37 protein-coding genes are annotated in these 24987 nt (G+C 40.7%); 36 read left to right on the top strand and 1 reads right to left on the bottom strand.

Annotated features, from left to right (window positions below; translation table 11 throughout):
- The first annotated feature begins 9 nt into the window (after positions 1 to 9).
- The 31 genes from rplC (at position 10) to ACNOGP_RS06620 (ending at position 15707) form a co-directional block, all read left to right on the top strand.
- The gene (rplC, locus tag ACNOGP_RS06470) at positions 10 to 627 is read left to right on the top strand and encodes a 50S ribosomal protein L3 (protein ID WP_007761947.1); all 618 of its coding nucleotides are present in this window, start codon (positions 10 to 12) and stop codon (positions 625 to 627) included.
- Positions 627 to 1253: a 50S ribosomal protein L4 gene (gene rplD / locus ACNOGP_RS06475; RefSeq protein ID WP_007747930.1), complete on the top strand. Its 627-nt coding sequence runs from the start codon at positions 627 to 629 to the stop codon at positions 1251 to 1253. Before rplC ends, rplD begins: the two co-directional genes overlap by 1 nt.
- A 16-nt stretch (positions 1254 to 1269) precedes the next feature.
- Positions 1270 to 1560: a 50S ribosomal protein L23 gene (rplW, locus tag ACNOGP_RS06480; RefSeq protein WP_007747932.1), complete on the top strand. Its 291-nt coding sequence runs from the start codon at positions 1270 to 1272 to the stop codon at positions 1558 to 1560.
- Positions 1561 to 1565: 5 nt separating this feature from the next.
- Positions 1566 to 2390 (top strand): 50S ribosomal protein L2, encoded by an 825-nt coding sequence (gene rplB / locus ACNOGP_RS06485; protein ID WP_007747936.1) that lies wholly within the window; start codon positions 1566 to 1568, stop codon positions 2388 to 2390.
- Positions 2391 to 2410: 20 nt separating this feature from the next.
- Positions 2411 to 2680, top strand: a complete 270-nt coding sequence (gene rpsS / locus ACNOGP_RS06490; protein ID WP_007747939.1) for a 30S ribosomal protein S19 — start codon at positions 2411 to 2413, stop codon at positions 2678 to 2680.
- A gap of 35 nt (positions 2681 to 2715) precedes the next feature.
- The gene (gene rplV / locus ACNOGP_RS06495; protein ID WP_005675428.1) at positions 2716 to 3126 is read left to right on the top strand and encodes a 50S ribosomal protein L22; all 411 of its coding nucleotides are present in this window, start codon (positions 2716 to 2718) and stop codon (positions 3124 to 3126) included.
- Between the two features lie 5 nt (positions 3127 to 3131).
- The gene (rpsC, locus tag ACNOGP_RS06500; protein ID WP_005675430.1) at positions 3132 to 3863 is read left to right on the top strand and encodes a 30S ribosomal protein S3; all 732 of its coding nucleotides are present in this window, start codon (positions 3132 to 3134) and stop codon (positions 3861 to 3863) included.
- A 23-nt stretch (positions 3864 to 3886) separates the two neighbouring features.
- Positions 3887 to 4321, top strand: a complete 435-nt coding sequence (rplP, locus tag ACNOGP_RS06505) for a 50S ribosomal protein L16 (RefSeq protein ID WP_004291234.1) — start codon at positions 3887 to 3889, stop codon at positions 4319 to 4321.
- A 5-nt stretch (positions 4322 to 4326) separates the two neighbouring features.
- Positions 4327 to 4524, top strand: a complete 198-nt coding sequence (gene rpmC / locus ACNOGP_RS06510; protein WP_007747942.1) for a 50S ribosomal protein L29 — start codon at positions 4327 to 4329, stop codon at positions 4522 to 4524.
- Complete coding sequence (gene rpsQ / locus ACNOGP_RS06515; protein WP_004296341.1) at positions 4521 to 4790, top strand: 30S ribosomal protein S17; 270 nt, start codon at positions 4521 to 4523, stop codon at positions 4788 to 4790. Before rpmC ends, rpsQ begins: the two co-directional genes overlap by 4 nt.
- 2 nt (positions 4791 to 4792) lie before the next feature.
- A complete protein-coding gene (gene rplN, locus ACNOGP_RS06520) occupies positions 4793 to 5158 on the top strand; it encodes a 50S ribosomal protein L14 (protein WP_004296340.1) in 366 nt (121 codons plus the stop codon).
- Positions 5159 to 5178: 20 nt separating this feature from the next.
- A complete protein-coding gene (rplX, locus tag ACNOGP_RS06525) occupies positions 5179 to 5508 on the top strand; it encodes a 50S ribosomal protein L24 (RefSeq protein ID WP_007747948.1) in 330 nt (109 codons plus the stop codon).
- Entirely contained in the window at positions 5508 to 6065 is a 558-nt protein-coding gene (rplE, locus tag ACNOGP_RS06530) for a 50S ribosomal protein L5 (protein ID WP_004310886.1), read from the top strand. Before rplX ends, rplE begins: the two co-directional genes overlap by 1 nt.
- A 5-nt stretch (positions 6066 to 6070) precedes the next feature.
- Complete coding sequence (rpsN, locus tag ACNOGP_RS06535; protein ID WP_004310885.1) at positions 6071 to 6370, top strand: 30S ribosomal protein S14; 300 nt, start codon at positions 6071 to 6073, stop codon at positions 6368 to 6370.
- A 53-nt stretch (positions 6371 to 6423) separates the two neighbouring features.
- Entirely contained in the window at positions 6424 to 6819 is a 396-nt protein-coding gene (rpsH, locus tag ACNOGP_RS06540; RefSeq protein ID WP_004296336.1) for a 30S ribosomal protein S8, read from the top strand.
- 15 nt (positions 6820 to 6834) lie between these two features.
- The gene (gene rplF, locus ACNOGP_RS06545) at positions 6835 to 7404 is read left to right on the top strand and encodes a 50S ribosomal protein L6 (RefSeq protein ID WP_004296335.1); all 570 of its coding nucleotides are present in this window, start codon (positions 6835 to 6837) and stop codon (positions 7402 to 7404) included.
- Positions 7405 to 7425: 21 nt separating this feature from the next.
- Positions 7426 to 7770: a 50S ribosomal protein L18 gene (rplR, locus tag ACNOGP_RS06550; RefSeq protein WP_007747951.1), complete on the top strand. Its 345-nt coding sequence runs from the start codon at positions 7426 to 7428 to the stop codon at positions 7768 to 7770.
- Positions 7771 to 7775: 5 nt separating this feature from the next.
- Positions 7776 to 8294: a 30S ribosomal protein S5 gene (gene rpsE / locus ACNOGP_RS06555; protein WP_007747952.1), complete on the top strand. Its 519-nt coding sequence runs from the start codon at positions 7776 to 7778 to the stop codon at positions 8292 to 8294.
- 9 nt (positions 8295 to 8303) lie between these two features.
- Entirely contained in the window at positions 8304 to 8480 is a 177-nt protein-coding gene (gene rpmD, locus ACNOGP_RS06560) for a 50S ribosomal protein L30 (protein ID WP_004296332.1), read from the top strand.
- Between the two features lie 32 nt (positions 8481 to 8512).
- Positions 8513 to 8959: a 50S ribosomal protein L15 gene (gene rplO / locus ACNOGP_RS06565; RefSeq protein WP_007761937.1), complete on the top strand. Its 447-nt coding sequence runs from the start codon at positions 8513 to 8515 to the stop codon at positions 8957 to 8959.
- A 4-nt stretch (positions 8960 to 8963) separates the two neighbouring features.
- On the top strand, positions 8964 to 10304 hold the full coding sequence (gene secY, locus ACNOGP_RS06570) for a preprotein translocase subunit SecY (RefSeq protein ID WP_007761929.1): 1341 nt from the start codon (positions 8964 to 8966) through the stop codon (positions 10302 to 10304).
- 15 nt (positions 10305 to 10319) lie between these two features.
- On the top strand, positions 10320 to 11117 hold the full coding sequence (gene map / locus ACNOGP_RS06575) for a type I methionyl aminopeptidase (RefSeq protein WP_418214369.1): 798 nt from the start codon (positions 10320 to 10322) through the stop codon (positions 11115 to 11117).
- Between the two features lies 1 nt (position 11118).
- Positions 11119 to 11337: a translation initiation factor IF-1 gene (gene infA, locus ACNOGP_RS06580; protein WP_002558052.1), complete on the top strand. Its 219-nt coding sequence runs from the start codon at positions 11119 to 11121 to the stop codon at positions 11335 to 11337.
- An 8-nt stretch (positions 11338 to 11345) separates the two neighbouring features.
- Positions 11346 to 11462 (top strand): type B 50S ribosomal protein L36, encoded by a 117-nt coding sequence (gene ykgO / locus ACNOGP_RS06585; RefSeq protein ID WP_002558051.1) that lies wholly within the window; start codon positions 11346 to 11348, stop codon positions 11460 to 11462.
- 33 nt (positions 11463 to 11495) lie between these two features.
- Positions 11496 to 11876: a 30S ribosomal protein S13 gene (gene rpsM / locus ACNOGP_RS06590; RefSeq protein ID WP_004296328.1), complete on the top strand. Its 381-nt coding sequence runs from the start codon at positions 11496 to 11498 to the stop codon at positions 11874 to 11876.
- An 11-nt stretch (positions 11877 to 11887) separates the two neighbouring features.
- Positions 11888 to 12277 carry a 30S ribosomal protein S11 gene (rpsK, locus tag ACNOGP_RS06595; protein ID WP_004296327.1) on the top strand — a complete coding sequence of 130 codons (390 nt, stop codon included), beginning with the start codon at positions 11888 to 11890 and terminating at the stop codon, positions 12275 to 12277.
- 118 nt (positions 12278 to 12395) lie between these two features.
- Positions 12396 to 13001, top strand: coding sequence for a 30S ribosomal protein S4 (gene rpsD / locus ACNOGP_RS06600; protein ID WP_005675444.1), 606 nt, complete (start codon positions 12396 to 12398; stop codon positions 12999 to 13001).
- Between the two features lie 11 nt (positions 13002 to 13012).
- Positions 13013 to 14005 carry a DNA-directed RNA polymerase subunit alpha gene (locus tag ACNOGP_RS06605; protein WP_004296325.1) on the top strand — a complete coding sequence of 331 codons (993 nt, stop codon included), beginning with the start codon at positions 13013 to 13015 and terminating at the stop codon, positions 14003 to 14005.
- A gap of 3 nt (positions 14006 to 14008) precedes the next feature.
- The gene (gene rplQ / locus ACNOGP_RS06610; RefSeq protein ID WP_007761926.1) at positions 14009 to 14515 is read left to right on the top strand and encodes a 50S ribosomal protein L17; all 507 of its coding nucleotides are present in this window, start codon (positions 14009 to 14011) and stop codon (positions 14513 to 14515) included.
- Positions 14516 to 14663: 148 nt separating this feature from the next.
- Positions 14664 to 15059, top strand: coding sequence for a hypothetical protein (locus tag ACNOGP_RS06615; protein WP_418214370.1), 396 nt, complete (start codon positions 14664 to 14666; stop codon positions 15057 to 15059).
- Positions 15060 to 15167: 108 nt separating this feature from the next.
- On the top strand, positions 15168 to 15707 hold the full coding sequence (locus tag ACNOGP_RS06620; RefSeq protein ID WP_007761922.1) for a hypothetical protein: 540 nt from the start codon (positions 15168 to 15170) through the stop codon (positions 15705 to 15707).
- A gap of 75 nt (positions 15708 to 15782) precedes the next feature.
- Here ACNOGP_RS06620 and ACNOGP_RS06625 read toward each other — a convergent pair whose 3' ends face one another.
- Complete coding sequence (locus ACNOGP_RS06625) at positions 15783 to 17597, bottom strand: MutS-related protein (protein WP_418214371.1); 1815 nt, start codon at positions 17595 to 17597, stop codon at positions 15783 to 15785.
- A 133-nt stretch (positions 17598 to 17730) separates the two neighbouring features.
- Between ACNOGP_RS06625 and ACNOGP_RS06630 the strand changes: the two genes are divergently transcribed.
- The 5 genes from ACNOGP_RS06630 (at position 17731) to ACNOGP_RS06650 (ending at position 24984) form a co-directional block, all read left to right on the top strand.
- A complete protein-coding gene (locus ACNOGP_RS06630; protein ID WP_418214372.1) occupies positions 17731 to 18375 on the top strand; it encodes a DUF6563 family protein in 645 nt (214 codons plus the stop codon).
- A 318-nt stretch (positions 18376 to 18693) separates the two neighbouring features.
- Complete coding sequence (locus tag ACNOGP_RS06635; protein WP_007747978.1) at positions 18694 to 19350, top strand: TetR/AcrR family transcriptional regulator; 657 nt, start codon at positions 18694 to 18696, stop codon at positions 19348 to 19350.
- Positions 19351 to 19397: 47 nt separating this feature from the next.
- Complete coding sequence (locus ACNOGP_RS06640; protein WP_007761914.1) at positions 19398 to 20744, top strand: TolC family protein; 1347 nt, start codon at positions 19398 to 19400, stop codon at positions 20742 to 20744.
- Positions 20745 to 20777: 33 nt separating this feature from the next.
- Entirely contained in the window at positions 20778 to 21797 is a 1020-nt protein-coding gene (locus tag ACNOGP_RS06645; protein WP_007761911.1) for an efflux RND transporter periplasmic adaptor subunit, read from the top strand.
- 28 nt (positions 21798 to 21825) lie between these two features.
- A complete protein-coding gene (locus tag ACNOGP_RS06650) occupies positions 21826 to 24984 on the top strand; it encodes an efflux RND transporter permease subunit (RefSeq protein ID WP_418214373.1) in 3159 nt (1052 codons plus the stop codon).
- The last annotated feature ends 3 nt before the right edge of the window (positions 24985 to 24987 follow it).

The following is a 24987-nucleotide window of genomic DNA, read 5'->3' on the forward strand; positions in this document are numbered from 1 at the left end:
ATTAGTGAAATGCCAGGATTATTAGGAAAAAAAATCGGAATGACATCCGTTTTCAGTGCCGATGGTAAAAATGTACCATGCACTGTTATCGAAGCAGGTCCTTGTGTTGTTACTCAAGTTAAAACTGTAGAAAAGGATGGCTATGAAGCTGTTCAGTTGGGTTTCCAAGACAAAAAGGAAAAGCACACAACTAAACCGTTGATGGGTCACTTTAAAAGAGCTGGAGTAACACCGAAGAGACACTTGGCTGAGTTCAAAGAATTTGAAACAGAATTGAATCTGGGTGATACAGTTACTGTAGAAATGTTTAATGACGCTAACTTTGTTGACGTTGTTGGTACTTCTAAAGGTAAAGGTTTCCAGGGCGTAGTAAAAAGACATGGTTTTGGTGGTGTAGGCCAGACTACTCACGGACAGCACAACCGTGCTCGTAAGCCAGGTTCTATCGGTGCTTGTTCTTACCCTGCAAAAGTATTCAAAGGAATGCGTATGGGTGGACAGCTTGGTGGCGACAGAGTCACTGTACAAAACTTGCAGGTATTAAAAGTAATCGCGGATCACAACCTTCTTTTGGTTAAAGGTTCTATCCCGGGTTGCAAAGGTTCAATCGTATTAATTGAGAAATAATGGAAGTTAACGTATATAACATTAAAGGTGAAGACACTGGGAGAAAGGTTACGTTAAACGAATCTATCTTCGGAATTGAGCCCAACGACCACGCTATTTATTTGGACGTAAAGCAGTTTATGGCTAATCAGCGTCAGGGTACTCATAAGTCAAAAGAAAGAAGTGAAATCAGTGGTTCTACTCGTAAGATCGGTCGTCAGAAAGGTGGCGGTGGAGCACGTCGTGGTGATATGAATTCACCGGTTCTTGTTGGTGGTGCCCGTGTATTCGGTCCGAAACCAAGAGACTACTTCTTCAAGTTAAATAAAAAAGTTAAGACATTGGCTCGTAAGTCCGCTTTGTCTTATAAAGCTCAAAACAATGCGATCGTTGTCGTTGAAGATTTCAATTTTGAAGCTCCAAAGACGAAAGATTTCGTTGCAATGACAAAAAATCTTAAAGTTTCCGATAAAAAGCTACTTGTGATTTTACCGGAAGCAAATAAAAACGTATATTTGTCAGCTCGTAACATCGAGGGTGCTAATGTTCAGACTATCTCAGGATTAAATACTTACAGAGTATTGAATGCTGGGGTTGTTATGCTTACAGAAAACTCTCTGAAAGCTATTGACAATATCTTAATTTAAATAGGAGGCTTAAATAATGGGAATTATTATTAAACCGTTGGTAACAGAGAAAATGACTGCAATTACAGATAAGCTGAATCGTTTCGGCTTTGTTGTGCGTCCTGATGCTAACAAACTGGAAATTAAGAAGGAAGTTGAAGCTCTTTATAATGTTACAGTAGTTGATGTGAATACTGTGAAGTATGCTGGCAAAAATAAGAGCCGTTATACCAAAGCAGGTATCATCAATGGTCGTACGAATGCTTTCAAAAAAGCAATCGTGACATTGAAAGAAGGAGATACTATTGATTTTTATAGCAATATTTAATAAAAATGGCAGTACGTAAATTTAAGCCCACAACACCGGGGCAAAGACATAAAATTATTGGTACTTTCGAAGAAATTACTGCATCAGTACCAGAAAAGTCTCTTGTATATGGTAAGAAATCATCTGGCGGTCGTAACAACGAAGGTAAGATGACTATGCGCTACATTGGTGGCGGTCATAGAAAGGTGATTAGAATTGTTGATTTCAAGAGAAATAAGGACGGTGTTCCAGCAGTGGTTAAAACAATTGAATACGATCCGAACCGTTCGGCTCGTATCGCTCTGTTATTTTATGCTGATGGAGAAAAAAGATATATTATTGCTCCCAATGGATTGCAAGTTGGTGCGACTCTGATGTCAGGTGAAACAGCAGCGCCAGAGATTGGTAATGCTCTTCCTCTTCAAAACATTCCGGTGGGTACTGTGATTCACAATATCGAATTACGTCCGGGACAGGGTGCTGCTCTGGTTCGCTCAGCTGGTAACTTTGCTCAGTTAACTTCTCGTGAGGGTAAGTACTGTGTAATTAAGTTGCCTTCAGGTGAAGTAAGACAGATTCTTAGCACTTGTAAAGCTACTATCGGTAGTGTAGGTAACTCTGATCATGGATTGGAAAGTTCAGGTAAAGCTGGACGTTCTCGTTGGCAAGGACGTCGTCCTCGTAACCGTGGCGTTGTAATGAACCCGGTTGATCACCCGATGGGTGGTGGTGAAGGACGTGCTTCCGGAGGTCACCCAAGATCACGTAAGGGATTGTATGCTAAGGGACTTAAGACTAGAGCTCCTAAGAAACAATCATCTAAGTACATTATTGAGAGAAGAAAAAAGTAATCTGATTAATTGAGTAAACTATGAGTCGTTCATTAAAAAAAGGTCCATATATTAACGTTAAGCTTGAAAAGAGAATTCTTGCCATGAATGAATCAGGTAAGAAAGTCGTAGTAAAGACTTGGGCCAGAGCTTCAATGATTTCGCCTGATTTTGTAGGCCATACAGTTGCAGTTCACAATGGAAATAAATTTATTCCTGTTTATGTTACCGAGAATATGGTAGGACACAAGTTGGGCGAATTTGCTCCAACTCGTACATTCAGAGGACACGCTGGTAATAAGAAAAAATAACAGGATTTATTTGAAATAATAAAGTAATAATAATAATGGGAGCAAGAAAAAAAATATCGGCTGAAAAAAGAAAAGAAGCCCTTAAGACCATGTATTTTGCAAAATTGCAAAATGTTCCTACTTCTCCGCGTAAGATGCGTCTGGTTGCAGACATGATTCGTGGTATGGAAGTGAACAGAGCACTTGGTGTTTTGAAATTTTCTTCAAAAGAAGCTGCTGCAAGAGTGGAAAAATTGCTTCGCTCTGCAATTGCTAACTGGGAACAGAAAAACGAACGTAAAGCTGAAAGCGGAGAATTGTTCGTAACAAAGATTTTTGTTGATGGTGGAGCTACACTCAAAAGAATGAGACCGGCACCACAGGGTAGAGGTTATAGAATTCGCAAACGTTCAAATCACGTAACATTGTTCGTTGGTGCTAAAAGTAATAACGAAGATCAAAATTAAGGTAGATGGGACAAAAAGTTAATCCAATAAGCAACCGTTTAGGAATTATCAGAGGATGGGATTCTAACTGGTATGGTGGAAATGATTACGGTGATTCTTTGCTGGAAGATAGCAAAATCCGTAAATATCTTAATGCAAGACTTGCAAAGGCAAGTGTATCAAGAATCGTAATTGAACGTACGCTGAAGCTCGTTACTATTACTGTTTGTACTGCTCGCCCAGGCATTATCATTGGTAAAGGTGGCCAGGAAGTTGATAAGTTGAAGGAAGAGTTGAAGAAGGTTACCGACAAAGATATTCAAATCAATATCTTTGAAGTGAAAAGACCGGAACTGGATGCTGTGATTGTTGCTAATAACATTGCTCGCCAGGTAGAAGGTAAAATTGCCTATCGCCGCGCCATCAAGATGGCTATCGCAAACACTATGCGTATGGGTGCTGAAGGTATCAAAATTCAGATTTCAGGACGTTTGAATGGAGCTGAAATGGCCCGTTCTGAAATGTATAAAGAAGGAAGAACTCCGTTGCACACTTTCAGAGCTGATATCGACTACTGTCATGCAGAAGCATTGACTAAAGTAGGTTTGCTGGGTATCAAGGTTTGGATTTGTAGAGGTGAAGTGTTTGGTAAGAGAGAATTGGCTCCGAACTTTACACAAAGCAAAGAAAGTGGTCGTGGAAACAATGGTGGAAACAACGGCGGAAAGAACTTCAAAAGAAAGAAAAATAATCGCTAAACGAATTTGAATTTTAGGAAACTATGTTACAACCGAAAAAGACAAAATTCAGAAGACAACAGAAAGGCCGTCAGAAAGGTAATGCCCAGAGAGGTAACCAGTTGGCCTTCGGTTCTTTTGGCATAAAGGCTTTGGAGACTAAGTGGATTACAGGCCGTCAGATCGAAGCTGCTCGTATTGCAGTAACAAGATATATGCAACGTCAAGGACAGATCTGGATCCGTATATTCCCGGATAAGCCGATCACTAGAAAGCCTGCCGATGTACGTATGGGTAAAGGTAAGGGTGCTCCAGAGGGATTTGTGGCTCCCGTAACTCCAGGTAGAATCATTATTGAAGCTGAGGGAGTATCTTACGAAATCGCGAAAGAAGCATTGCGCTTAGCTGCTCAAAAGCTTCCTATTACAACGAAGTTTGTCGTAAGACGTGATTATGATATTCAAAATCAAAATGCGTAAGTGTTATGAAAATTGCAGAAATTAAAGAAATGACTACTAATGATTTAGTAGAAAGAGTAGAGGCAGAAACAGCTAATTATGACCAGATGGTTATCAATCATTCTATTTCTCCTTTGGAAAATCCTGCTCAAATCAAACAATTACGCAGGACTATTGCGCGTATGAAAACTGAGTTACGCCAAAGAGAACTTAACAATAAATGATCAGCTTGATGGAAGCAAGAAATTTAAGAAAAGAAAGAACAGGGGTTGTGTTGAGCAATAAGATGGATAAGACTATCACAGTTGCTGCCAAATTTAAGGAAAAACACCCTATATATGGTAAGTTCGTTAGTAAAACGAAGAAGTACCATGCTCACGATGAAAAGAATGAATGCAATATCGGTGATACTGTAAGCATCATGGAAACTCGTCCTTTGAGCAAGACTAAAAGATGGAGATTAGTAGAAATAATTGAAAGAGCTAAGTAATTATGATACAAGTAGAATCCAGACTTACAGTATGTGATAACAGTGGAGCGAAAGAGGCTTTGTGTATCCGCGTTTTGGGTGGCACAGGTCGTCGTTATGCTTCAGTGGGGGATGTCATTGTTGTTTCAGTGAAAAGCGTTATCCCTTCTAGTGATGTTAAAAAAGGTGCAGTATCAAAGGCTTTGATTGTACGTACGAAGAAAGAAATCCGTCGTCCTGATGGTTCTTATATACGTTTTGATGATAATGCTTGCGTGTTGTTGAATAATGCAGGTGAAATTAGAGGAAGTCGTATTTTCGGTCCTGTAGCAAGAGAACTTCGTGCTACAAACATGAAAGTTGTGTCACTTGCGCCTGAGGTACTTTAATTTTGTAAAAGATTTAAGTAATGAGTAAATTACATATTAAAAAAGGCGATACAGTTTACGTAAATGCTGGTGAAGATAAGGGCAAAACTGGTCGTGTATTGAAGGTTCTTGTTAAAGAAGGACGTGCATTTGTAGAAGGTATCAATATGGTATCTAAAAGCACAAAGCCGAATGCTAAGAATCCGCAGGGTGGTATTGTGAAGCAAGAAGCTTCTATCCACATTTCAAACTTGAACCCGGTTGATCCAAAAACTGGTAAAGCAACGCGTATTGGGAGAAAAGTAAGTTCTTTGGAAGGTAAAAGAACTGTAGTGCGTTATTCTAAAAAATCAGGAGAGGAGATTAAGTAATGAGTAATACTGCTAGTCTTAAGAAAGAATATGCAGAGCGTATAGCACCTGCATTGAAATCACAGTTCCAGTATTCTTCTACAATGCAGATACCCGTACTTAAGAAGATTGTTATCAATCAGGGTTTAGGTATGGCTGTTGCTGACAAGAAGATTATTGAAGTTGCAATCAATGAAATGACAGCTATCACAGGTCAAAAGGCGGTAGCTACCATTTCTCGTAAAGATATCGCGAACTTTAAGTTGCGTAAAAAAATGCCGATTGGTGTTATGGTGACTTTACGTCGTGAAAGAATGTACGAATTCCTTGAAAAATTGGTTCGTGTAGCTCTTCCTCGTATTCGTGACTTCAAAGGTATCGAAAGTAAGTTTGATGGTAAAGGTAACTATACCCTTGGTATTCAGGAACAAATCATTTTCCCTGAAATAAATATCGATAGTATTACAAGAATTCTCGGAATGAATATTACCTTTGTAACCTCTGCGGAAACAGATGAAGAAGGTTATGCATTGCTGAAGGAATTCGGTTTACCTTTTAAAAACGCTAAAAAAGACTAATAGATATGGCAAAGGAATCAATGAAAGCACGTGAAGTTAAACGTGCTAAATTAGTAGCCAAATACGCCGAAAAAAGAGCTGCTTTGAAGCAAATCGTAAGAACAGGTGATCCTGCTGATGCTTTTGAAGCTGCACAGAAATTGCAAGAGTTGCCAAAGAATTCTAACCCGATTCGTATGCACAACCGTTGCAAACTGACTGGACGTCCTAAAGGTTATATTCGTCAATTCGGAATTTCGAGAATTCAATTCCGTGAGATGGCGTCTAACGGACTGATACCAGGCGTAAAAAAAGCAAGCTGGTAATTATTGTTTAAATATTGTCAGGGTAGTCCTGATTAATTTAATTTATTTTTTATATGACTGATCCAATAGCAGATTATTTGACGAGGTTGCGGAACGCGATTGGTGCAAAGCACAGAGTTGTTGAAGTTCCCGCTTCGAATTTGAAAAAAGAAATCACTAAGATTCTTTTTGAGAAAGGCTACATTCTTAATTATAAGTTTGTAGAAGATGGTCCTCAAGGAACTATTAAAGTTGCCTTGAAGTATGATTCTGTTAACAAAGTTAACGCAATCAAGAAGTTAGAAAGAATATCTTCTCCAGGTATGCGTAAGTATACCGGTTACAAAGATATGCCGCGTGTTATTAATGGGTTGGGTATTGCTATAATATCTACTTCCAAAGGTGTAATGACTAACAAAGAGGCTGCAGAACTGAAGATCGGTGGTGAAGTCTTGTGTTATGTATATTAATTAGGAGGAATTAGAATGTCAAGAATAGGAAAATTACCCATTAGTATCCCTGCTGGAGTGACAGTCACTCTGAAGGATAATGTGGTTACCGTAAAGGGACCCAAAGGCGAAATGAGCCAATATGTGAATCCTGCTATCAATGTTGCGATTGAAGACGGACACGTAACTTTAACAGAAAACGATAAGGAAATGCTTGATAATCCGAAGCAGAAACATGCTTTCCACGGCTTGTATCGTTCATTGGTTCATAACATGGTTGTGGGCGTATCTGAAGGATATAAGAAAGAGTTGGAACTTGTTGGTGTAGGTTATCGTGCTTCTAACCAAGGTAACATCATTGAACTGGCTTTAGGTTATACACACAATATTTTCATTCAATTGCCTGCTGAGGTGAAAGTTGAAACTAAGTCTGAAAGAAATAAGAATCCTCTTATCATATTGGAATCGTGTGACAAACAGTTGCTTGGTCAAGTTTGCTCTAAAATACGTTCTTTCCGTAAGCCTGAACCATACAAGGGTAAAGGTATTAAGTTTGTTGGCGAAGTAATTCGTAGAAAGTCTGGTAAATCAGCCGGTGCTAAGTAAATCATATAAAATTAGATTATTATGACAACAAAAATAGAAAGACGAATTAAGATCAAATATAGAGTACGCAACAAAATTTCAGGTACTACTGAATGTCCGCGTATGAGTGTATTTAGAAGTAACAAGCAAATTTATGTCCAGATTATCGATGATCTTTCTGGCAAAACTCTGGCTGCCGCTTCTTCTTTAGGTTTGACTGAGAAAGTCGCTAAAAAAGAACAAGCTGCTAAAGTGGGTGAAATGATTGCTAAAAAGGCTCAGGAAGCAGGTATAACTACTGTAGTTTTCGACCGTAATGGTTACTTGTATCATGGGAGAGTAAAAGAAGTAGCTGATGCTGCTCGTAACGGTGGACTTAAATTTTAATCATTATGGCAGGAGTTAATAATAGAGTTAAGATTACTAACGATATAGAACTGAAAGATAGATTGGTTGCTATCAATCGTGTTACTAAAGTTACCAAAGGTGGTAGAACTTTTAGTTTCTCTGCAATCGTTGTTGTAGGTAACGAAGAAGGTATCATTGGTTGGGGACTTGGTAAAGCAGGTGAAGTAACAGCTGCTATCGCTAAAGGTGTTGAGTCAGCTAAAAAGAACCTGGTAAGGGTACCTATTTTAAAGGGTACTGTTCCTCACGAACAATCAGCTAGATTTGGTGGTGCTGAAGTATTCATCAAGCCTGCATCTCACGGAACAGGTGTTGTAGCTGGTGGTGCTATGCGTGCTGTATTGGAAAGTGTTGGTGTTACTGACGTTTTGGCTAAATCTAAGGGTTCTTCAAATCCGCACAACCTTGTTAAAGCTACAATTGAAGCTTTGAGTGAGATGCGTGATGCAAGAATGGTTGCTCAGAACAGAGGTATTAGTGTTGAAAAAGTATTTAGAGGATAAGGAGGAGATATGTCAACTATAAAGATTAAACAAGTTAAAAGTAGAATTGGTGCTCCGGCTGATCAGAAGAGAACTCTTGATGCACTGGGACTTCGTAAGCTGAACCGCGTGGTTGAACACGAAAGCACTCCTTCAATTCTTGGAATGGTAGATAAAGTAAAACACTTGGTTGCCATTGTTAAGTAATTATTTGTTGAATAATAAAACGAAATTACAATATGAACTTAAGTAATTTAAAACCTGCAGAGGGATCTACTAAGACAAGAAAAAGAATTGGACGTGGTGCTGGTTCTGGATTAGGCGGTACTTCTACAAGAGGTCATAAAGGAGCTAAATCAAGATCTGGATACTCTAAGAAAATCGGTTTTGAAGGTGGTCAGATGCCTCTTCAACGTCGAGTTCCTAAATTTGGTTTTAAGAATATCAATCGTGTAGAATATAAAGCTATCAACTTGGATACTATCCAAAAACTCGCTGAAGCTAAGAGTTTGGTAAAAGTTGGTATAAACGACTTTATCGAAGCAGGATTTATTTCTTCAAATCAGTTAGTAAAAGTATTGGGTAACGGAACTCTGACTAACAAGCTGGAAGTAGAAGCTCATGCATTCTCTAAGACTGCAACTGCTGCTATCGAGGCTGCTGGTGGAACTGTAGTAAAACTCTGATTCAATGAGAAAAGCTATTGAAACATTAAAGAATATATGGAAGATTGAGGATCTGAGACAGCGGATCCTCATCACCATATTGTTTGTGGCAATTTACCGTTTTGGGTCATACGTCGTATTACCGGGTATCAATCCGGCGATGTTGGCAAAATTGCACGAACAAACAAGTGAAGGCCTTTTAGCCTTGTTAAATATGTTCTCTGGAGGAGCATTTTCTAATGCCTCTATTTTTGCATTAGGAATTATGCCTTATATCTCTGCATCTATCGTGATCCAGTTGTTGGGAATCGCTGTGCCGTATTTCCAGAAATTACAGCGCGAAGGTGAGAGCGGCAGAAGAAAAATGAATCAATATACTCGTTATCTGACGATTGCTATATTGTTAGTTCAGGCCCCTTCTTATTTGCTCAATCTTAAAATGCAGGCTGGTCCTTCCTTGAATGCTTCATTAGATTGGACTCTGTTTATGATTACCTCTACCATTATTTTGGCAGCTGGTAGTATGTTTATTTTGTGGCTTGGTGAAAGAATTACTGATAAAGGTATTGGTAATGGTATTTCATTTATCATCTTGATTGGTATTATCGCTCGTTTCCCTGATGCTTTGTTGCAAGAAGTTGTATCCAGAGTAGCAAATAAGAGTGGTGGTTTGATCATGTTTATAATTGAAATTGTATTCTTGTTATTAGTGATTGGTGCCGCTATTCTTTTGGTGCAGGGTACAAGAAAGATTCCTGTACAGTATGCAAAAAGAATTGTAGGTAACAAGCAATATGGTGGCGCTAGACAGTACATTCCTTTGAAAGTGAATGCTGCCGGTGTAATGCCTATCATCTTTGCTCAGGCAATCATGTTTATACCTATTACATTTATCGGTTTCTCAAATGTAAATGATGCAGGCGGTTTCTTGCATGCGTTTACAGATCATACAAGTTTCTGGTATAACTTTGTCTTTGCGGTAATGATTATATTATTTACATATTTCTATACTGCAATTACAATCAATCCGACTCAGATGGCTGAGGATATGAAGAGAAATAATGGTTTCATTCCTGGTATCAAACCGGGAAAGCAGACAGCAGAGTATATCGATGATATTATGTCACGTATCACTTTGCCGGGTTCTTTCTTCTTGGCTTTGGTTGCCATTATGCCTGCTTTTGCCGGTATATTCGGAGTGCAAGCCGGATTCGCTCAATTCTTCGGCGGTACATCTTTGTTAATTCTTGTAGGTGTAGTTCTAGATACGCTGCAACAGGTTGAAAGTCATTTGTTGATGAGACATTATGACGGTCTGTTGAAATCCGGTCGTATCAAAGGGCGCGCTGGTGTAGCGGCATATTAATTCTTTAGATTAGAAATGATATTTCTTAAAACAGAAGATGAAATAGAATTGCTCCGTCAGAGCAACCTGCTTGTTGGCAAGACTCTTGCTGAGGTTGCCAAACTGGTGAAGCCTGGTGTGACTACACGTAAGTTGGATAAAGTTGCCGAAGAGTTCATTAGAGATCATGGAGCGATTCCAACTTTCAAAGGATTTCCGAATCAATATGGAGAACCGTTTCCCGCATCCCTTTGTACTTCTGTAAATGATCAGGTAGTACATGGAATTCCGAATGATATTGTTCTGAAAGATGGTGATATCGTATCTGTGGATTGTGGAACTTATATGAATGGTTTCTGTGGTGATTCTGCTTATACTTTTTGTGTAGGAGAGGTGGACGAGGAAGTTCGTAATTTGTTGAAGGTTACTAAAGAAGCGTTATATATCGGTATTCAAAACGCAGTGCAAGGCAAGAGAATCGGAGACATCGGGTATGCTATTCAGCAATATTGTGAGTCTCACTCTTATGGTGTGGTGCGTGAGTTTGTAGGTCATGGCATCGGTAAAGAGATGCACGAAGATCCTCAAGTGCCTAATTATGGTAAAAGAGGATATGGACCTTTGATGAAAAGAGGCCTTTGCATAGCGATAGAGCCGATGATAACATTGGGAGATCGACAAGTGATTATGGAACGTGACGGATGGACTGTGAGGACCAGAGATCGTAAATGTGCTGCACATTTTGAACATACGGTAGCTGTTGGAGCTGGTGAAGCTGATATTTTGTCTTCATTCAAATTCATAGAAGAAGTTTTAGGAGATAAAGCAATATAATATGGCAAAGCAATCTGCAATAGAACAAGATGGAGTTATAGTTGAAGCATTGTCTAATGCAATGTTTCGTGTTGAATTAGAAAACGGACATGAGATTACTGCACATATTTCAGGTAAGATGCGGATGCATTACATCAAGATCCTGCCGGGAGATAAAGTGAGAGTCGAAATGTCTCCTTACGACTTATCGAAAGGAAGAATTGTGTTTAGATATAAATAAAATAAGATATGAAAGTAAGAGCATCATTAAAGAAACGCACGCCAGAATGTAAGATCGTTAGACGTAATGGCCGTTTGTATGTTATTAACAAGAAAAATCCTAAGTATAAACAACGTCAAGGATAATTTGTTATTTTTGCAAAAAAAATAATTTAGTATATGGCTATAAGAATAGTTGGTGTAGATTTGCCTCAGAACAAAAGAGGTGAAATTGCGTTGACCTATGTATATGGAATAGGTCGCAGTAGTTCAGCAAAAATTTTAGATAAAGCTGGTGTAGATAAAGATCTGAAGGTTAAAGACTGGACAGATGATCAGGCTGCTAAGATTCGTGAGATTATCGGTGCAGAGTATAAAGTAGAAGGTGATCTTCGTTCTGAAATCCAATTGAACATTAAGCGATTAATGGATATTGGTTGCTATCGTGGTGTACGTCACCGTATTGGTCTGCCTGTAAGAGGTCAGAGCACAAAGAACAATGCACGTACTCGTAAGGGTAGAAAGAAAACCGTTGCTAATAAGAAAAAAGCTACTAAATAATAATTGTTGATATGGCAAAAAAAACAGTTGCAGCTAAAAAGAGAAATGTGAAAGTAGACGCTAATGGACAGTTGCATGTTCATTCATCTTTCAACAATATTATTGTTTCTCTTGCAAATAGTGAAGGGCAGATTATCTCTTGGTCATCTGCTGGTAAAATGGGATTTAGAGGTTCTAAAAAGAACACTCCTTATGCAGCGCAGATGGCTGCCCAGGATTGTGCTAAAATTGCATTCGATCTTGGCCTAAGAAAGGTAAAAGCATATGTGAAGGGTCCAGGTAACGGACGTGAGTCTGCTATTAGAACTATCCACGGTGCTGGTATCGAAGTTACTGAAATCATTGACGTGACTCCGCTTCCACATAATGGTTGTCGTCCTCCGAAAAGACGTAGAGTTTAATTTACCTTTAACTTACACAATGATCTTGATTTTGTTTTTGGATTACATTTAATTTCTCTCTGTAATCGCGGCTGCAACAAATTAAGTTCATGAATAAACAATTAAATATTTAAAAGAAATGGCTAGATATACTGGACCAAAATCAAGAATCGCCCGTAAATTCGGTGAAGGAATCTTTGGAGCTGATAAAGTTTTGTCAAAGAAGAATTATCCTCCCGGACAACATGGAAATTCAAGAAAAAGAAAAACTTCCGAATATGGTGTGCAACTTCGTGAAAAGCAGAAAGCTAAATACACCTATGGAGTTTTAGAAAAACAATTCCGCAATTTGTTTGAAAAGGCAGCTACTGCGAAAGGTATTACCGGTGAGGTACTCCTTCAATTGCTGGAAGGCCGTCTTGACAACGTAGTATTCCGTTTGGGTATTGCTCCTACACGTGCTGCTGCTCGTCAGTTGGTTGGTCACAAACATATTACTGTAGATGGTGAAGTAGTAAACATTCCTTCATACGCAGTAAAACCAGGACAATTGATTGGTGTTCGTGAAAGATCTAAATCTTTGGAAGTAATTGCTAATTCTCTCGCTGGTTTCAATCATAGCAAATATGCTTGGTTGGAATGGGATGAAGCTTCAAAGGTTGGTAAAATGTTGCACATACCTGAGAGAGCAGACATTCCTGAGAACATTAAAGAACATTTGATCGTTGAATTGTATTCTAAATAATAATTAATTTCATGGCGATATTAGCATTTCAAAAACCTGATAAAGTATTAATGTTGGAGGCGGACTCCAGATTCGGTAAATTCGAATTTCGTCCGTTGGAACCCGGTTTTGGTATTACTGTAGGTAATGCGTTACGCCGTATCCTTCTCTCTTCATTAGAGGGTTTTGCTATCACAACTATCAGAATCGATGGTGTGGAGCATGAATTTTCTAGTGTACCTGGAGTAAAAGAGGATGTTACCAACATTATCTTGAATCTGAAACAAGTGAGATTCAAGCAAGTAGTTGAAGAGTTCGAGAGCGAAAAAGTGAGCATCACTGTCGAGAATTCCAGTGAATTTAAAGCAGGTGACATAGGTAAGTATTTGACTGGATTTGAAGTGTTAAATCCGGAATTAGTTATTTGTCATTTAGATTCTAAGTCAACTATGCAGATTGATATTACAATTAACAAAGGACGTGGTTATGTGCCTGCTGATGAAAATCGCGAGTACTGTACGGATGTTAATGTAATTCCAATCGACTCTATTTATACACCGATACGTAATGTCAAGTATGCTGTAGAAAACTTCCGTGTAGAACAGAAGACTGACTACGAAAAGCTGGTACTTGAAATTAGTACCGACGGTTCTATACATCCGAAAGAAGCGCTGAAAGAGGCTGCAAAGATTCTGATTTATCACTTCATGTTATTCTCAGATGAGAAGATCACGCTTGAAAGTAATGATACTGACGGCAATGAAGAGTTTGATGAAGAAGTATTGCATATGCGTCAATTGTTGAAAACTAAACTCGTTGATATGGACTTGTCAGTTCGTGCCCTCAACTGCTTGAAGGCTGCTGACGTAGAAACTCTCGGCGACTTGGTACAGTTCAACAAAACTGACCTGTTGAAATTCAGAAACTTCGGAAAGAAATCGCTTACCGAGCTTGATGATTTGCTGGAAAGTCTGAATCTGTCGTTTGGAACCGATATTTCTAAATATAAATTAGATAAAGAATAAAAAATGAGACATAATAAAAAATTCAATCATTTAGGTCGTACTGCTTCTCATAGAAGCGCTATGTTATCTAACATGGCTTGCTCTTTGATCAAGCACAAAAGAATCACTACGACTGTTGCAAAGGCAAAAGCTTTGAAAAAGTTTGTTGAGCCTTTGATTACTAAGTCTAAAGAAGATACTACGAACTCTCGTCGTGTTGTATTTAGCAACTTGCAAGATAAGATTGCAGTAACAGAGTTGTTCAAAGAAATCTCTGTTAAGATTGCTGATCGTCCGGGTGGTTATACTCGTATTATCAAGACTGGTAACCGTTTGGGTGACAACGCTGAAATGTGCTTCATTGAGTTAGTTGACTACAATGAAAACATGGCTAAGGAAAAAGTTGCTAAGAAAGCTACTCGTACTCGTCGTTCTAAGAAGAGTGCAGAGGCTGCAGCACCTGCTGCTGTTGAAGCTCCTGCAACTGAAGCTCCTAAGGCTGAAGAACCTAAAGCAGAGTCTGCAGAATAATTCAACGATTGTTCATATCGAATATAAAGGCTATTCCGGCAACGGGGTAGCCTTTTTTGTTATGATCCTGTTACTAATCCTAAGATAAATTAAAAGATTTCTTCAATGAACCTTACCTGGATAGAATCTGTTATATTTGTACGAGATTATGGCAAAATTTGTAAAGGTTATATTGTTTCTGTTGTTGACGGTTACCCTTCACGGGGTAGCAGGCAATGTTTTCACTGGAAAAGCAGTGGAACAGGGAAAGTATGCCGTAACATATTCGATGAATCAGCATGAGCAGATCAGTGAACCGGAGTTTCCTTGTTCGCCTGTGGCTGAATTAAATAATTTGCAAAGTTATCAGACTTCGGTAACTCGTGTCCAGCGTGTACAACTTGGCGAATATTTCTCTACTCTAAAGAATCTGTTACAGTGCTGTGCAGACTATGAAAATTCTCTCTCCCAGCATTTGGGAAAGATTTATAATACTACGATATCCTATTATTGTCAACCGTCCAGCGAGTACTATGTATTTGCTTTAAGGCGTATTATTATTTAGCAGTTTATTTATTGGTATTATTTCTTTTAAGATTACCGGTATAACTTATTATCTACCGGTCATCCTATCACCTTTATATTTTTACTAATAAATTAAACTTTAAATATTATGGCAACTACTCAAGCTATTGATGCTACTATATTTGCATCTTCACATCCCGATATCGCAAAACGTACTAGTTTTTCAGGTGTATTAATATCCTCCATTATGTTGGTGGTCGGTGTTATAGCATTTGCTTCCACCTTCGGACTGGAAGACAAATCTTCGACAGTCAGTATGGCTTTAATGGTTCTAGGAACAGGGCTGTTTCTTATGGGCATTTTCCGGCTATTCTGGAAATCAAAAGAGGTGGTTTATTTACCGACAGGCAGTGTTGCAAAAGAACATAGTGTATTCTTTGACCTAAAACATATGGATTCGTTGGTGAACATAGTGAATTCCGGTTCTTTTTCTGCAGATTCTGCAATAAAGAGTGAGTCTAATGGTAACATACGAATGGATATTATACTTTCTGAGGACAAAAAGTTTGCAGCGGTACAGCTATTCCAATTTGTACCTTATAATTATCAACCTATAACATCGGTACAGTACTACACCAATGAAAGTGCGTCTGCTGTTGTTGCATTTCTTTCCAAAAGCAAGATTTAAGGTATAGGCACACTTATTTGAGTTAGCAATCGCATAAAAAGAAAACTTTGATTTTTATATGTTGTGGGATGGGGATTAGTCGTCAATAACGGCAATCCCCATTTTCTTCATTAAGAAACATGCATTCATATTTTGGGCAACCCCGTTCCTCATCCGATAAGAGAAGGTAAGCTCATTATTTGTGATATCTGCTTCAAAGCAATAATTCCGGATATTTTCCGGAAAGGCTTCTATTAAAGTACCTAAAAGGAGATCATGAGTGGCGATGATACCGTTAGCATTCATACTCATGAATTGTTTGATAAGGGCAAAAGACCCCTTCTGTTTATCCATAGAATTTGTACCTTTCAGGATTTCATCAAGGATAATAAAGAGTTCTTCCCCAGCTTCCAATTTATCGATGATTAATTTTAGTCGTTTAAGTTCAGCGAAGAAATAAGATTCGTTATCGGTCAATGAGTCGCTGGTACGCAGACTGGTGACAAGGCGTGCCGGGTATATTTCCATTTCATCCGCCCAGACAGGCGCACCCATACATGCTAAAAGATAATTCACGCCTACAGTGCGTAGATACGTACTTTTGCCAGCCATATTAGCTCCAGTGATAATAATAAAGAAAGGCCGTTTGTCGATGTCTATTCCGTTACGCACACATTTGTTACGATCCATCAGAGGATGTCCCAATGCTTTCGCTTGCATATGGAAAGAATGCGAGTTGATTTTAGGATAGATATACTCCGGATGGTTATAGGCAAATGTTGCCAGAGAGCAATAGGCGTCGATTTCTCCGACAGTCTCTATCCAGCGGGGTAGATCCGAAGCGTGTACCTCCTTCCATTGTTCAATTTTCATAACCTGGCGTAATTCCCAAAATATAAGTCCATTGAGAAGCATACTAATTAACAGATTATTCCGCTGGTCTAGTGCATTCATTAGCTTGGAGAGTCGGCGTACTGCCCGAGAAGCCGTTTGATTCCGGCTGGTAAGTTCAGCTTTCAACTCTTGCAATACAGGACTGTGCATATCTTTTTTCTCGGTAAGAAGAATCTGGTCAGCATACGTAGAGAGAATTTGTAGCTTTTTGCCATAGGTAGCCTGCAATTTAGTGATTCCTTTGGAAAAGACAGAACTGAATACTACAAAGCAAGCAAATACGCCTCCGGCAATGCTGGCGGGAAGGATATCCAGACAGGTAAGACTTATGCACAGCAGATTGGTTACGCTTACGGCGGCAGGAATCATGCGTAAAAGCCTATGCTTCCGATAATAGCTTGGGCTATTTGCCCATTCCTTGATTTCGGAAGTATCTGCAGGTTTTCCTTTATAAAGCAACCCTGATAAACGGATTTGTTGTCTATACTCCAGGTCTGTCGATAACTCACGGATAGCCTCCTGCCGTTGTTCAATAGCCTCCTTATTTTCCAAATGCACATTGAACCACTTTGCCAGGTGCTCCTTGCCGACAGGCGTTGAAGTACGATTTATATATTGGAAAAGAGAATGCTCTCCGAAGATATCCAAATCAAAAGTATAAAGATGTCCCGGATCAATATATTCTTTTCCCCCATCAAAATCGGAGAAATCATACTGAATAGCGCGCAACTCCTGTTCATTGATAACAATCTTCTTTTTCAGGAAATCTTTTCGGTGAAACCAGAAATTGTGCCGTTTGACCAACCATATAAATAAAATGAAAGGTAAAATAGCAAATATGGAAATATACAGCCAGCCGTCCGGCCAGAAAATGATAGCTCCTGCTGTGGCTCCCACAAATAAAACGAGTCGCAAAAGACTGATATAATAGATACGTTTCCGAGCATTTCGTAACTCCAGTTCAGCTTTTTGAATGGTAAGCCGGTATGTTTCAATGATCTGTTCCAATTTTTCCATAATAAACTCAATACTTTTTCGCAAAGGTAATCAAAGTATATTTAAATATTTCTTTTTCTCCCTTGCATTTATCCGCTAAAATGTATAACTTTCCACTCGAAAAATGCGTTTAGACAGGAAAGGAGGAAGACCAATGAAGAAAGGATGTATCTTATTGTTGTTGATGAGCGTGATTAGCCTCCCGTTAATTGCGCAGAATATTATTTATTCTAATTTGAAAGAACTGTTGGCTCAAGACGGTGATACTGTTGCTGTGTTGCGTGTAGAGAGACGTTCCAAGAACCAGATAGTATTGACAGGAGGAGCTGATTACCGGATAACGGCCGGAAATGACGAGTCCATGTGTCGGCGTTTGAAAAAGCGTTGTTTTGCTGTGCGTGATGAAAAAGGAGACTTATATCTGAACTGCCGTAAACTGCGATATAAAAAGTTACGTTTTGGAGCTTGGTATGCACCGGCTGTTCAGTTAGGTAAGAAGATCTATTTTTGTGCTATGCCTTTAGGATCTGTTGTCGGTGGAAATTTTGTGGAGGAAGATGATGTCAAGTTAGGTGGGAATATAGGGGACGCTCTTGCTGCCTCGAGTCTGGTGACAAAGCGGGTTTGTTATGAACTTAATGGCGAGACCGGGAAGATTGAGTTTCTGGATAAGAACAAAATGGTTGAATTGTTGAAGAAATCTCCTGAACTAAAGAAAGCCTATCTCAAAGAGGATAGTCAGGAAGCAAAACACACATTCAAATACCTATTGGAGTTGAAGGAGCAACAGAAACCATAACCCCTAATAATAAGCTTTTATTTTACGTTAATAGAGATACTGATTATTGAGAGTGTGTCAAAATGCATTCCCCTTTTATAGCGATAAAACTTTACTTCTAGTTTTTATACTTTCTATCTTTCTACCCCATTTGGTCTGTATTTCCTAATTAACACTTGTTTTCATATTGCTCTATTGAATGATAATAATTCTCAAATGGACTATAAATAGACGAAAACTTAATTCGTTAATTAAGTTTTCTATATATCTTTGTTCTGTTTTTCCTTTGGAAACGAATATAAAATGAAAACTGTATTTTAATAAAATTGAAAACGGACGATGGCAGAGCATGGAAAAGACGCTTCCCAACGGGCAGAGCTAAGAGAACGGATTCTGGTGACGGCAACAGAAGCTTTCGCTTCAAAAGGTATCAAGAGTATAACAATGGACGACATTGCAGCAGCATTGGGTATTTCCAAACGTACTCTTTATGAAGTCTTCTCGGACAAAGAATCGCTGCTGAAGGAATGTATTTTGAAGGCACAGTCCGATAGGGAGGCTTATTTGCAGGAAGTATATGAACAGTCTCACAATGTACTGGAAGTGATATTGGCAGTGTTTCAGAAGAGCATTGAAGTGTTCCATCAGACGAACAAGCGTTTTTTTGAAGACATCAAGAAATATCCGAAAGTATACAGTTTAATGAGAGACCGTCAGGACAGCGACTCGGAGAAAACGATGTCCTTCTTTAAGGCGGGTGTGGAACAGGGAATTTTTCGTTCGGACGTAAACTTTGGCATTGTCAATATGTTAGTGAAAGAACAGTTTGATGTACTTTTGAATACGGATATCTGCAATGAATATCCTTTTATAGAAGTGTATGAGTCCATCATGTTCACCTATATTCGTGGCATTTCCACAGAGAAAGGAGCGAAGGTTCTGGAAGACTTTATACAAGAATATCGTAAAAATCGTATTGGAACACCGAGAGAGTAAGGTGTACCCCATTGACAAACAATTAAGATTAAATTAGAAACCAGTTTATGAACAAAATTAAAGAATTGACAGGAAAGAAGATTCTTCTGGCAGTTGCGGTACTCTGCACGTTCGGCTTTGCAAAGGCGCAGAATACCCAAGGGGCAAAGGAGATACTGACCTTAACTTTAGACAAAGCCCTCGAAATTGCATTGGATGAAAATCCCACAATGAAAGTGGCTGCAGAAGAGATCGCTTTAAAGAAAGTAGCCAGCAAGGAAGCTTGGCAAAATCTGTTGCCGGAAGCCAGCATATCCGGGTCGGTGGACCATACCATTAAAGCGGCTGAGATGAAATTGAATGATATGTCCTTCAAGATGGGGCAAGACGGAACCAATACCGCCAATGCCGGATTGAACATAAACCTGCCTTTATTTGTGCCGGGAGTTTATCGCGCCATGTCGATGACAAAGACGGATATTGAACTTGCGGTAGAGAAATCCCGCGCTTCCAAACTGGATCTGGTGAATCAGGTGAGCAAGGCTTATTATCAGTTGATGCTTGCGCAGGACAGTTACGAGGTACTTCAAGGAAGCTATAAACTGGCGGAAGATAACTACAATGTTGTCAATGCCAAATATCAGCAGGGGACAGTGAGCGAATACGATAAGATTAGTGCGGAAGTGCAGATGCGGAGTATCAAGCCCAACTTGATATCGGCGGCCAACGCAGTGACTTTGGCTAAATTGCAGCTCAAAGTTTTGATGGGTATCACTGCCGATGTAGAGATTAAGATTAATGACAATCTGACTAACTATGAGACCTCCATGTTTGCCGAACAGCTGAAAGAAGAGGATGTGAATTTGGACAACAATACCACGATGAAGCAGTTGGACTTGAACATGAAGTTATTGGAGAAGAATGTTAAGTCATTGAAAACGAACTTTATACCGACCCTTTCAATGAGCTTCTCCTACAAATATCAATCTTTGTACAATCCGAACATCAACTTCTTTGATTACAGTTGGAGTAACAGTTCCAACCTGATGTTTAACATCAGCATACCTCTGTATAAGGCAAGCAACTTTACAAAAGTAAAATCCGCCCGTATACAAATGCGTCAGCTCGATTGGAACCGCATCGATACGGAGAGAAAGTTGAATATGCAGATTGTCAGTTGCCGTAACAATATGAGTGCGAGCACAGAGCAAGTGGTCAGCAATAAGGAAAATGTGATGCAGGCTAAGAAAGCGGTAGTGATTGCCGAGAAACGTTATGACGTAGGTAAAGGTACGGTGCTCGAACTGAACAGCTCTCAAGTATCATTGACGCAGGCACAACTCACCTACAATCAATCAATATACGATTACCTGGTTGCTAAGGCAGATCTCGATCAGGTGTTAGGAAAAGAATAAAGATAGACAACTAAAAAATTACAACTAAGGAATATGAAAAAAGGTATCCAATTAGTAGCCTTGCTGTTAGCAGCGTTCATGGGCTCGTGTACAGGTGGAAAAGACAAAGCAGCTGTGGCAGCACAAGCGGACGAGAAACCCATTGTGAAACTGGCAGATGTAAAAGCCCGTCCCGTAGATCAGATACAGGATTACACGGCAACGGTAGAAGCGGAAGTGAAAAACAATATAGCCCCTTCCTCTCCCGTGCGTATCGACCAGATCTTTGTAGAAGTGGGCGACCGTGTATCCAAAGGCCAGAAATTAGTGCAGATGGATGCGGCTAATCTGAAACAGACCAAGTTGCAACTGGATAATCAGGAAATCGAATTTAAGCGTATCGACGAACTTTATAAAGTGGGTGGCGCTTCTAAATCGGAATGGGATGCTTCGAAGATGCAGCTCGACGTGAAAAAGACGGCTTATAAGAATCTGTTGGAGAATACCGCTTTGCTAAGCCCCATCAATGGCGTGGTTACTGCCCGCAACTATGATAACGGCGATATGTATAGTGGTGGAAACCCGGTATTGGTTGTAGAGCAGATCACTCCGGTGAAACTTCTTATCAATGTTTCCGAAACCTACTTTACCAAAGTGAAGAAAGGCGCGCCCGTAGATGTGAAGCTGGATGTATACGGCGACGAAGTATTCACCGGAAATATCAGTCTGATTTACCCTACGATAGACGCTGCTACCCGCACGTTCCAGGTAGAAATCAAGCTGGATAATAGAGACCAGCGTGTGCGTCCGGGAATGTTTGCCCGTGCTACATTAAACTTCGGCACAGCGGACAACGTGGTTGTTCCCGATCTGGCCATTGTTAAGCAGGCAGGTTCCGGCGACCGTTATGTCTTTGTATATAAAGATGGTAAAGTATCTTACAATAAGGTAGAGTTAGGTCGGCGTATGGGTACGGAATACGAGTTGAAATCCGGTGTGCCCGATAATTCTCAAGTTGTAGTTGCCGGTCAGTCGCGTTTGGTGAATGGCATGGAAGTGGCAGTTGAGAAATAAATCACTAACAAATTAATCCCTTACAAAAATGAGTTTATACGAAGGTGCGGTTAAGAAACCGATTATGACCTCCCTCTGCTTTTTGGCAGTGGTGATTTTTGGTCTTTTCTCTTTGTCCAAATTGCCTATCGACTTGTATCCGGATATTGATACAAATACGATCATGGTGATGACCGCTTATCCCGGTGCAAGTGCTTCGGATATAGAAAACAACGTTACTCGTCCGCTTGAGAACACCTTGAATGCGGTGAGCAACCTGAAACATATCACCTCCCGTTCTTCCGAAAATATGTCATTGATTACGCTGGAGTTCGAGTTCGGTAACGATATTGACGTTCTGACCAATGATGTGCGCGATAAACTCGACATGGTAAGCTCGCAGCTTCCCGACGATGTCGAGAATCCGATCATCTTCAAGTTCAGTACGGATATGATTCCTATCGTGTTGCTTTCCGTACAGGCCAATGAGAGCCAGTCGGCGCTTTACAAAATATTGGACGACCGTGTGGTTAACCCCTTGGCGCGTATTCCGGGAGTCGGAACCGTGTCCATCAGTGGTGCTCCGCAGCGTGAGATTCAGGTATATTGCGACCCTAACAAGTTGGAAGCATACAACCTGACCATCGAATCCATCAGCTCCATTATCGGAGCGGAGAACAAGAACATTCCCGGCGGTAACTTCGATATCGGTAGTGAAACCTACGCGTTGCGGGTGGAAGGAGAGTTCGATGATTCCCGGCAGTTGGCGGATGTCGTAGTAGGTACTCACAATGGAGCGAACGTCTTCTTGCGTGATGTGGCCCGGATAGTCGATACCGTAGAAGAACGCGCGCAGGAAACCTATAATAACGGTGTGCAAGGCGCCATGATTGTTGTTCAGAAACAATCCGGAGCCAATTCGGTAGAAATCTCCAAGAAAGTGGCCGAAGCGTTGCCGAGACTTCAGAAGAACCTGCCGAGCGATGTAAAGATCGGTGTCATTGTCGATACCTCCGACAACATCCTGAATACAATCGACAGTTTGACCGAAACCGTTGTCTACGCCTTGCTGTTCGTTGTTATCGTTGTGTTCCTCTTCTTGGGACGCTGGCGTGCGACGTTGATTATCTGTATCACCATTCCGCTTTCTTTGATAGCTTCGTTCATTTACCTGGCGATTAGCGGAAACACGATCAATATTATCTCGCTTTCGTCACTTTCCATCGCTATCGGTATGGTGGTGGACGATGCGATTGTGGTACTTGAGAACGTGACAACCCATATCGAGCGTGGTTCCGACCCCAAACAAGCCGCCGTGCATGGAACCAATGAGGTGGCGATTTCCGTAATTGCCTCTACCTTGACCATGATTGCCGTGTTCTTCCCGTTGACTATGGTGAGCGGTATGTCCGGTGTACTTTTCAAACAGCTTGGTTGGATGATGTGTGCCATCATGTTTATCTCTACGGTTGCTGCTTTGTCATTGACCCCCATGCTCTGTTCCCAGTTGCTTCGTTTGCAGAAAAAGCCGTCAAAGCTGTTCAAGCTCTTCTTCACTCCGATTGAAAAAGCGTTGGACGGACTCGACACTTGGTATGGCAAGATGTTGAATTGGGCGGTTCGCCATCGTCCGATAGTCATTACGGGATGTATCGCTTTCTTCGTTGTCAGCTTGCTGTGTGCAAAGGGGATTGGTACGGAATTCTTCCCGGCACAAGATAATGCCCGTATCGCTGTACAGTTGGAATTGCCTATCGGAACACGAAAAGAGATAGCTCAGGAGCTTTCGCAGAAACTGACCAATCAATGGCTGACGAAGTATAAAGACATTATGAAAGTCTGCAACTATACCGTAGGGCAGGCCGATTCGGACAACACATGGGCTTCTATGCAGGATAACGGTTCGCATATCATCTCATTCAATATCAGTCTGGTAGATCCGGGTGATCGTGATATCACATTGGAAGCTGTCTGCGACGAGATGCGTGAAGATTTGAAAGCCTATCCGGAATTCAGCAAGGCACAAGTTATACTCGGAGGTAGCAACACGGGGATGTCTGCTCAGGCCAGTGCCGATTTTGAGGTGTATGGATATGATATGACAGTGACCGACAGTGTGGCAGCCCGCCTGAAGCGTGAGTTGCTGGCAGTTCCCGGAGTGAGTGAGGTGAATATCAGCCGTAGCGATTATCAGCCGGAATATCAGGTGGACTTCGACCGTGAGAAACTGGCAATGCATGGACTGAACCTTTCGACAGCCGGTAACTATCTGCGTAACCGGATCAATGGTGCGGTTGCTTCGAAATATCGTGAAGACGGAGACGAGTATGACATTAAAGTGCGTTACGCGCCGGAATACCGTACAAGTCTGGAAAGTCTGGAGAACATCCTTATTTATAATGCGCAAGGACAATCCGTCCGTGTGAAAGATGTCGGAAAGGTAGTCGAGCGTTTTGCACCTCCTACTATCGAACGTAAAGACCGTGAACGTATCGTGACCGTTTCTGCTGTAATCTCTGGTGCGCCGTTGGGCAACGTAGTAGCTGCCGGTAACGAGATCATCGACAAGATGGACATACCGGGAGAAGTGACTATCCAGGTTGCCGGTTCGTTCGAAGACCAGCAGGATTCGTTCCGCGATTTGGGAACGCTTGGTATTCTGATAGTCATTCTTGTATTTATCGTGATGGCTGCACAGTTCGAGTCGCTCACCTATCCGTTCATAATCATGTTCTCTCTGCCGTTTGCGTTTAGCGGTGTCTTGATGGCACTCTTCTTTACGGGCAGTACGTTGAGCGTCATGAGCCTGTTGGGAGGTATCATGCTGATTGGTATTGTGGTGAAGAACGGTATTGTGCTCATCGACTACATCACCCTTTGTCGGGAACGCGGGCTGGCAGTTGTAAATTCTGTGGTAACTTCCGGTAAGAGCCGTCTTCGTCCGGTATTGATGACCACAGCCACAACCGTTCTCGGTATGATCCCGATGGCTATCGGCGGTGGCCAGGGTTCTGAGATGTGGAGTCCGATGGCAATTGCCGTAATCGGTGGTTTGACAATATCGACCGTGTTGACATTGATTCTGATTCCTACTTTGTATTGTGTCTTTGCAGGAACCGGCATCAAGAACCAGCGTCGTAAGCTTCGTCGCCAACGCGAATTGGACGCTTACTTCCAGGAGCATAAAAATGATATTATTAAGAAATAACAA

Source organism: Bacteroides difficilis (assembly GCF_048319815.1).
GTDB lineage: Bacteria > Bacteroidota > Bacteroidia > Bacteroidales > Bacteroidaceae > Bacteroides > Bacteroides zhangwenhongii.

Coding starts and splice junctions, on each gene's coding strand:
- secY (WP_007761929.1), top strand. CDS start 8,964: ATGAGAAAAGCTATTGAAACATTAAAGAATATATGGAAGATTGAGGAT.
- ACNOGP_RS06645 (WP_007761911.1), top strand. CDS start 20,778: ATGAAAAAAGGTATCCAATTAGTAGCCTTGCTGTTAGCAGCGTTCATG.
- ACNOGP_RS06640 (WP_007761914.1), top strand. CDS start 19,398: ATGAACAAAATTAAAGAATTGACAGGAAAGAAGATTCTTCTGGCAGTT.
- rpsS (WP_007747939.1), top strand. CDS start 2,411: ATGAGTCGTTCATTAAAAAAAGGTCCATATATTAACGTTAAGCTTGAA.
- rpmD (WP_004296332.1), top strand. CDS start 8,304: ATGTCAACTATAAAGATTAAACAAGTTAAAAGTAGAATTGGTGCTCCG.
- rpsD (WP_005675444.1), top strand. CDS start 12,396: ATGGCTAGATATACTGGACCAAAATCAAGAATCGCCCGTAAATTCGGT.
- rplC (WP_007761947.1), top strand. CDS start 10: ATGCCAGGATTATTAGGAAAAAAAATCGGAATGACATCCGTTTTCAGT.
- ACNOGP_RS06625 (WP_418214371.1), bottom strand. CDS start 17,597: ATGGAAAAATTGGAACAGATCATTGAAACATACCGGCTTACCATTCAA.
- rpmC (WP_007747942.1), top strand. CDS start 4,327: ATGAAAATTGCAGAAATTAAAGAAATGACTACTAATGATTTAGTAGAA.
- rplQ (WP_007761926.1), top strand. CDS start 14,009: ATGAGACATAATAAAAAATTCAATCATTTAGGTCGTACTGCTTCTCAT.
- rplF (WP_004296335.1), top strand. CDS start 6,835: ATGTCAAGAATAGGAAAATTACCCATTAGTATCCCTGCTGGAGTGACA.
- rpsN (WP_004310885.1), top strand. CDS start 6,071: ATGGCAAAGGAATCAATGAAAGCACGTGAAGTTAAACGTGCTAAATTA.
- rplE (WP_004310886.1), top strand. CDS start 5,508: ATGAGTAATACTGCTAGTCTTAAGAAAGAATATGCAGAGCGTATAGCA.
- ACNOGP_RS06650 (WP_418214373.1), top strand. CDS start 21,826: ATGAGTTTATACGAAGGTGCGGTTAAGAAACCGATTATGACCTCCCTC.
- ykgO (WP_002558051.1), top strand. CDS start 11,346: ATGAAAGTAAGAGCATCATTAAAGAAACGCACGCCAGAATGTAAGATC.
- rplR (WP_007747951.1), top strand. CDS start 7,426: ATGACAACAAAAATAGAAAGACGAATTAAGATCAAATATAGAGTACGC.
- ACNOGP_RS06635 (WP_007747978.1), top strand. CDS start 18,694: ATGGCAGAGCATGGAAAAGACGCTTCCCAACGGGCAGAGCTAAGAGAA.
- rpsC (WP_005675430.1), top strand. CDS start 3,132: ATGGGACAAAAAGTTAATCCAATAAGCAACCGTTTAGGAATTATCAGA.
- rplN (WP_004296340.1), top strand. CDS start 4,793: ATGATACAAGTAGAATCCAGACTTACAGTATGTGATAACAGTGGAGCG.
- ACNOGP_RS06615 (WP_418214370.1), top strand. CDS start 14,664: ATGGCAAAATTTGTAAAGGTTATATTGTTTCTGTTGTTGACGGTTACC.
- rplV (WP_005675428.1), top strand. CDS start 2,716: ATGGGAGCAAGAAAAAAAATATCGGCTGAAAAAAGAAAAGAAGCCCTT.
- rpsQ (WP_004296341.1), top strand. CDS start 4,521: ATGATCAGCTTGATGGAAGCAAGAAATTTAAGAAAAGAAAGAACAGGG.
- ACNOGP_RS06630 (WP_418214372.1), top strand. CDS start 17,731: ATGAAGAAAGGATGTATCTTATTGTTGTTGATGAGCGTGATTAGCCTC.
- rpsM (WP_004296328.1), top strand. CDS start 11,496: ATGGCTATAAGAATAGTTGGTGTAGATTTGCCTCAGAACAAAAGAGGT.
- ACNOGP_RS06620 (WP_007761922.1), top strand. CDS start 15,168: ATGGCAACTACTCAAGCTATTGATGCTACTATATTTGCATCTTCACAT.
- rpsH (WP_004296336.1), top strand. CDS start 6,424: ATGACTGATCCAATAGCAGATTATTTGACGAGGTTGCGGAACGCGATT.
- rplP (WP_004291234.1), top strand. CDS start 3,887: ATGTTACAACCGAAAAAGACAAAATTCAGAAGACAACAGAAAGGCCGT.
- rplB (WP_007747936.1), top strand. CDS start 1,566: ATGGCAGTACGTAAATTTAAGCCCACAACACCGGGGCAAAGACATAAA.
- rplD (WP_007747930.1), top strand. CDS start 627: ATGGAAGTTAACGTATATAACATTAAAGGTGAAGACACTGGGAGAAAG.
- rplX (WP_007747948.1), top strand. CDS start 5,179: ATGAGTAAATTACATATTAAAAAAGGCGATACAGTTTACGTAAATGCT.
- infA (WP_002558052.1), top strand. CDS start 11,119: ATGGCAAAGCAATCTGCAATAGAACAAGATGGAGTTATAGTTGAAGCA.
- ACNOGP_RS06605 (WP_004296325.1), top strand. CDS start 13,013: ATGGCGATATTAGCATTTCAAAAACCTGATAAAGTATTAATGTTGGAG.
- rpsE (WP_007747952.1), top strand. CDS start 7,776: ATGGCAGGAGTTAATAATAGAGTTAAGATTACTAACGATATAGAACTG.
- rpsK (WP_004296327.1), top strand. CDS start 11,888: ATGGCAAAAAAAACAGTTGCAGCTAAAAAGAGAAATGTGAAAGTAGAC.
- rplW (WP_007747932.1), top strand. CDS start 1,270: ATGGGAATTATTATTAAACCGTTGGTAACAGAGAAAATGACTGCAATT.
- rplO (WP_007761937.1), top strand. CDS start 8,513: ATGAACTTAAGTAATTTAAAACCTGCAGAGGGATCTACTAAGACAAGA.
- map (WP_418214369.1), top strand. CDS start 10,320: ATGATATTTCTTAAAACAGAAGATGAAATAGAATTGCTCCGTCAGAGC.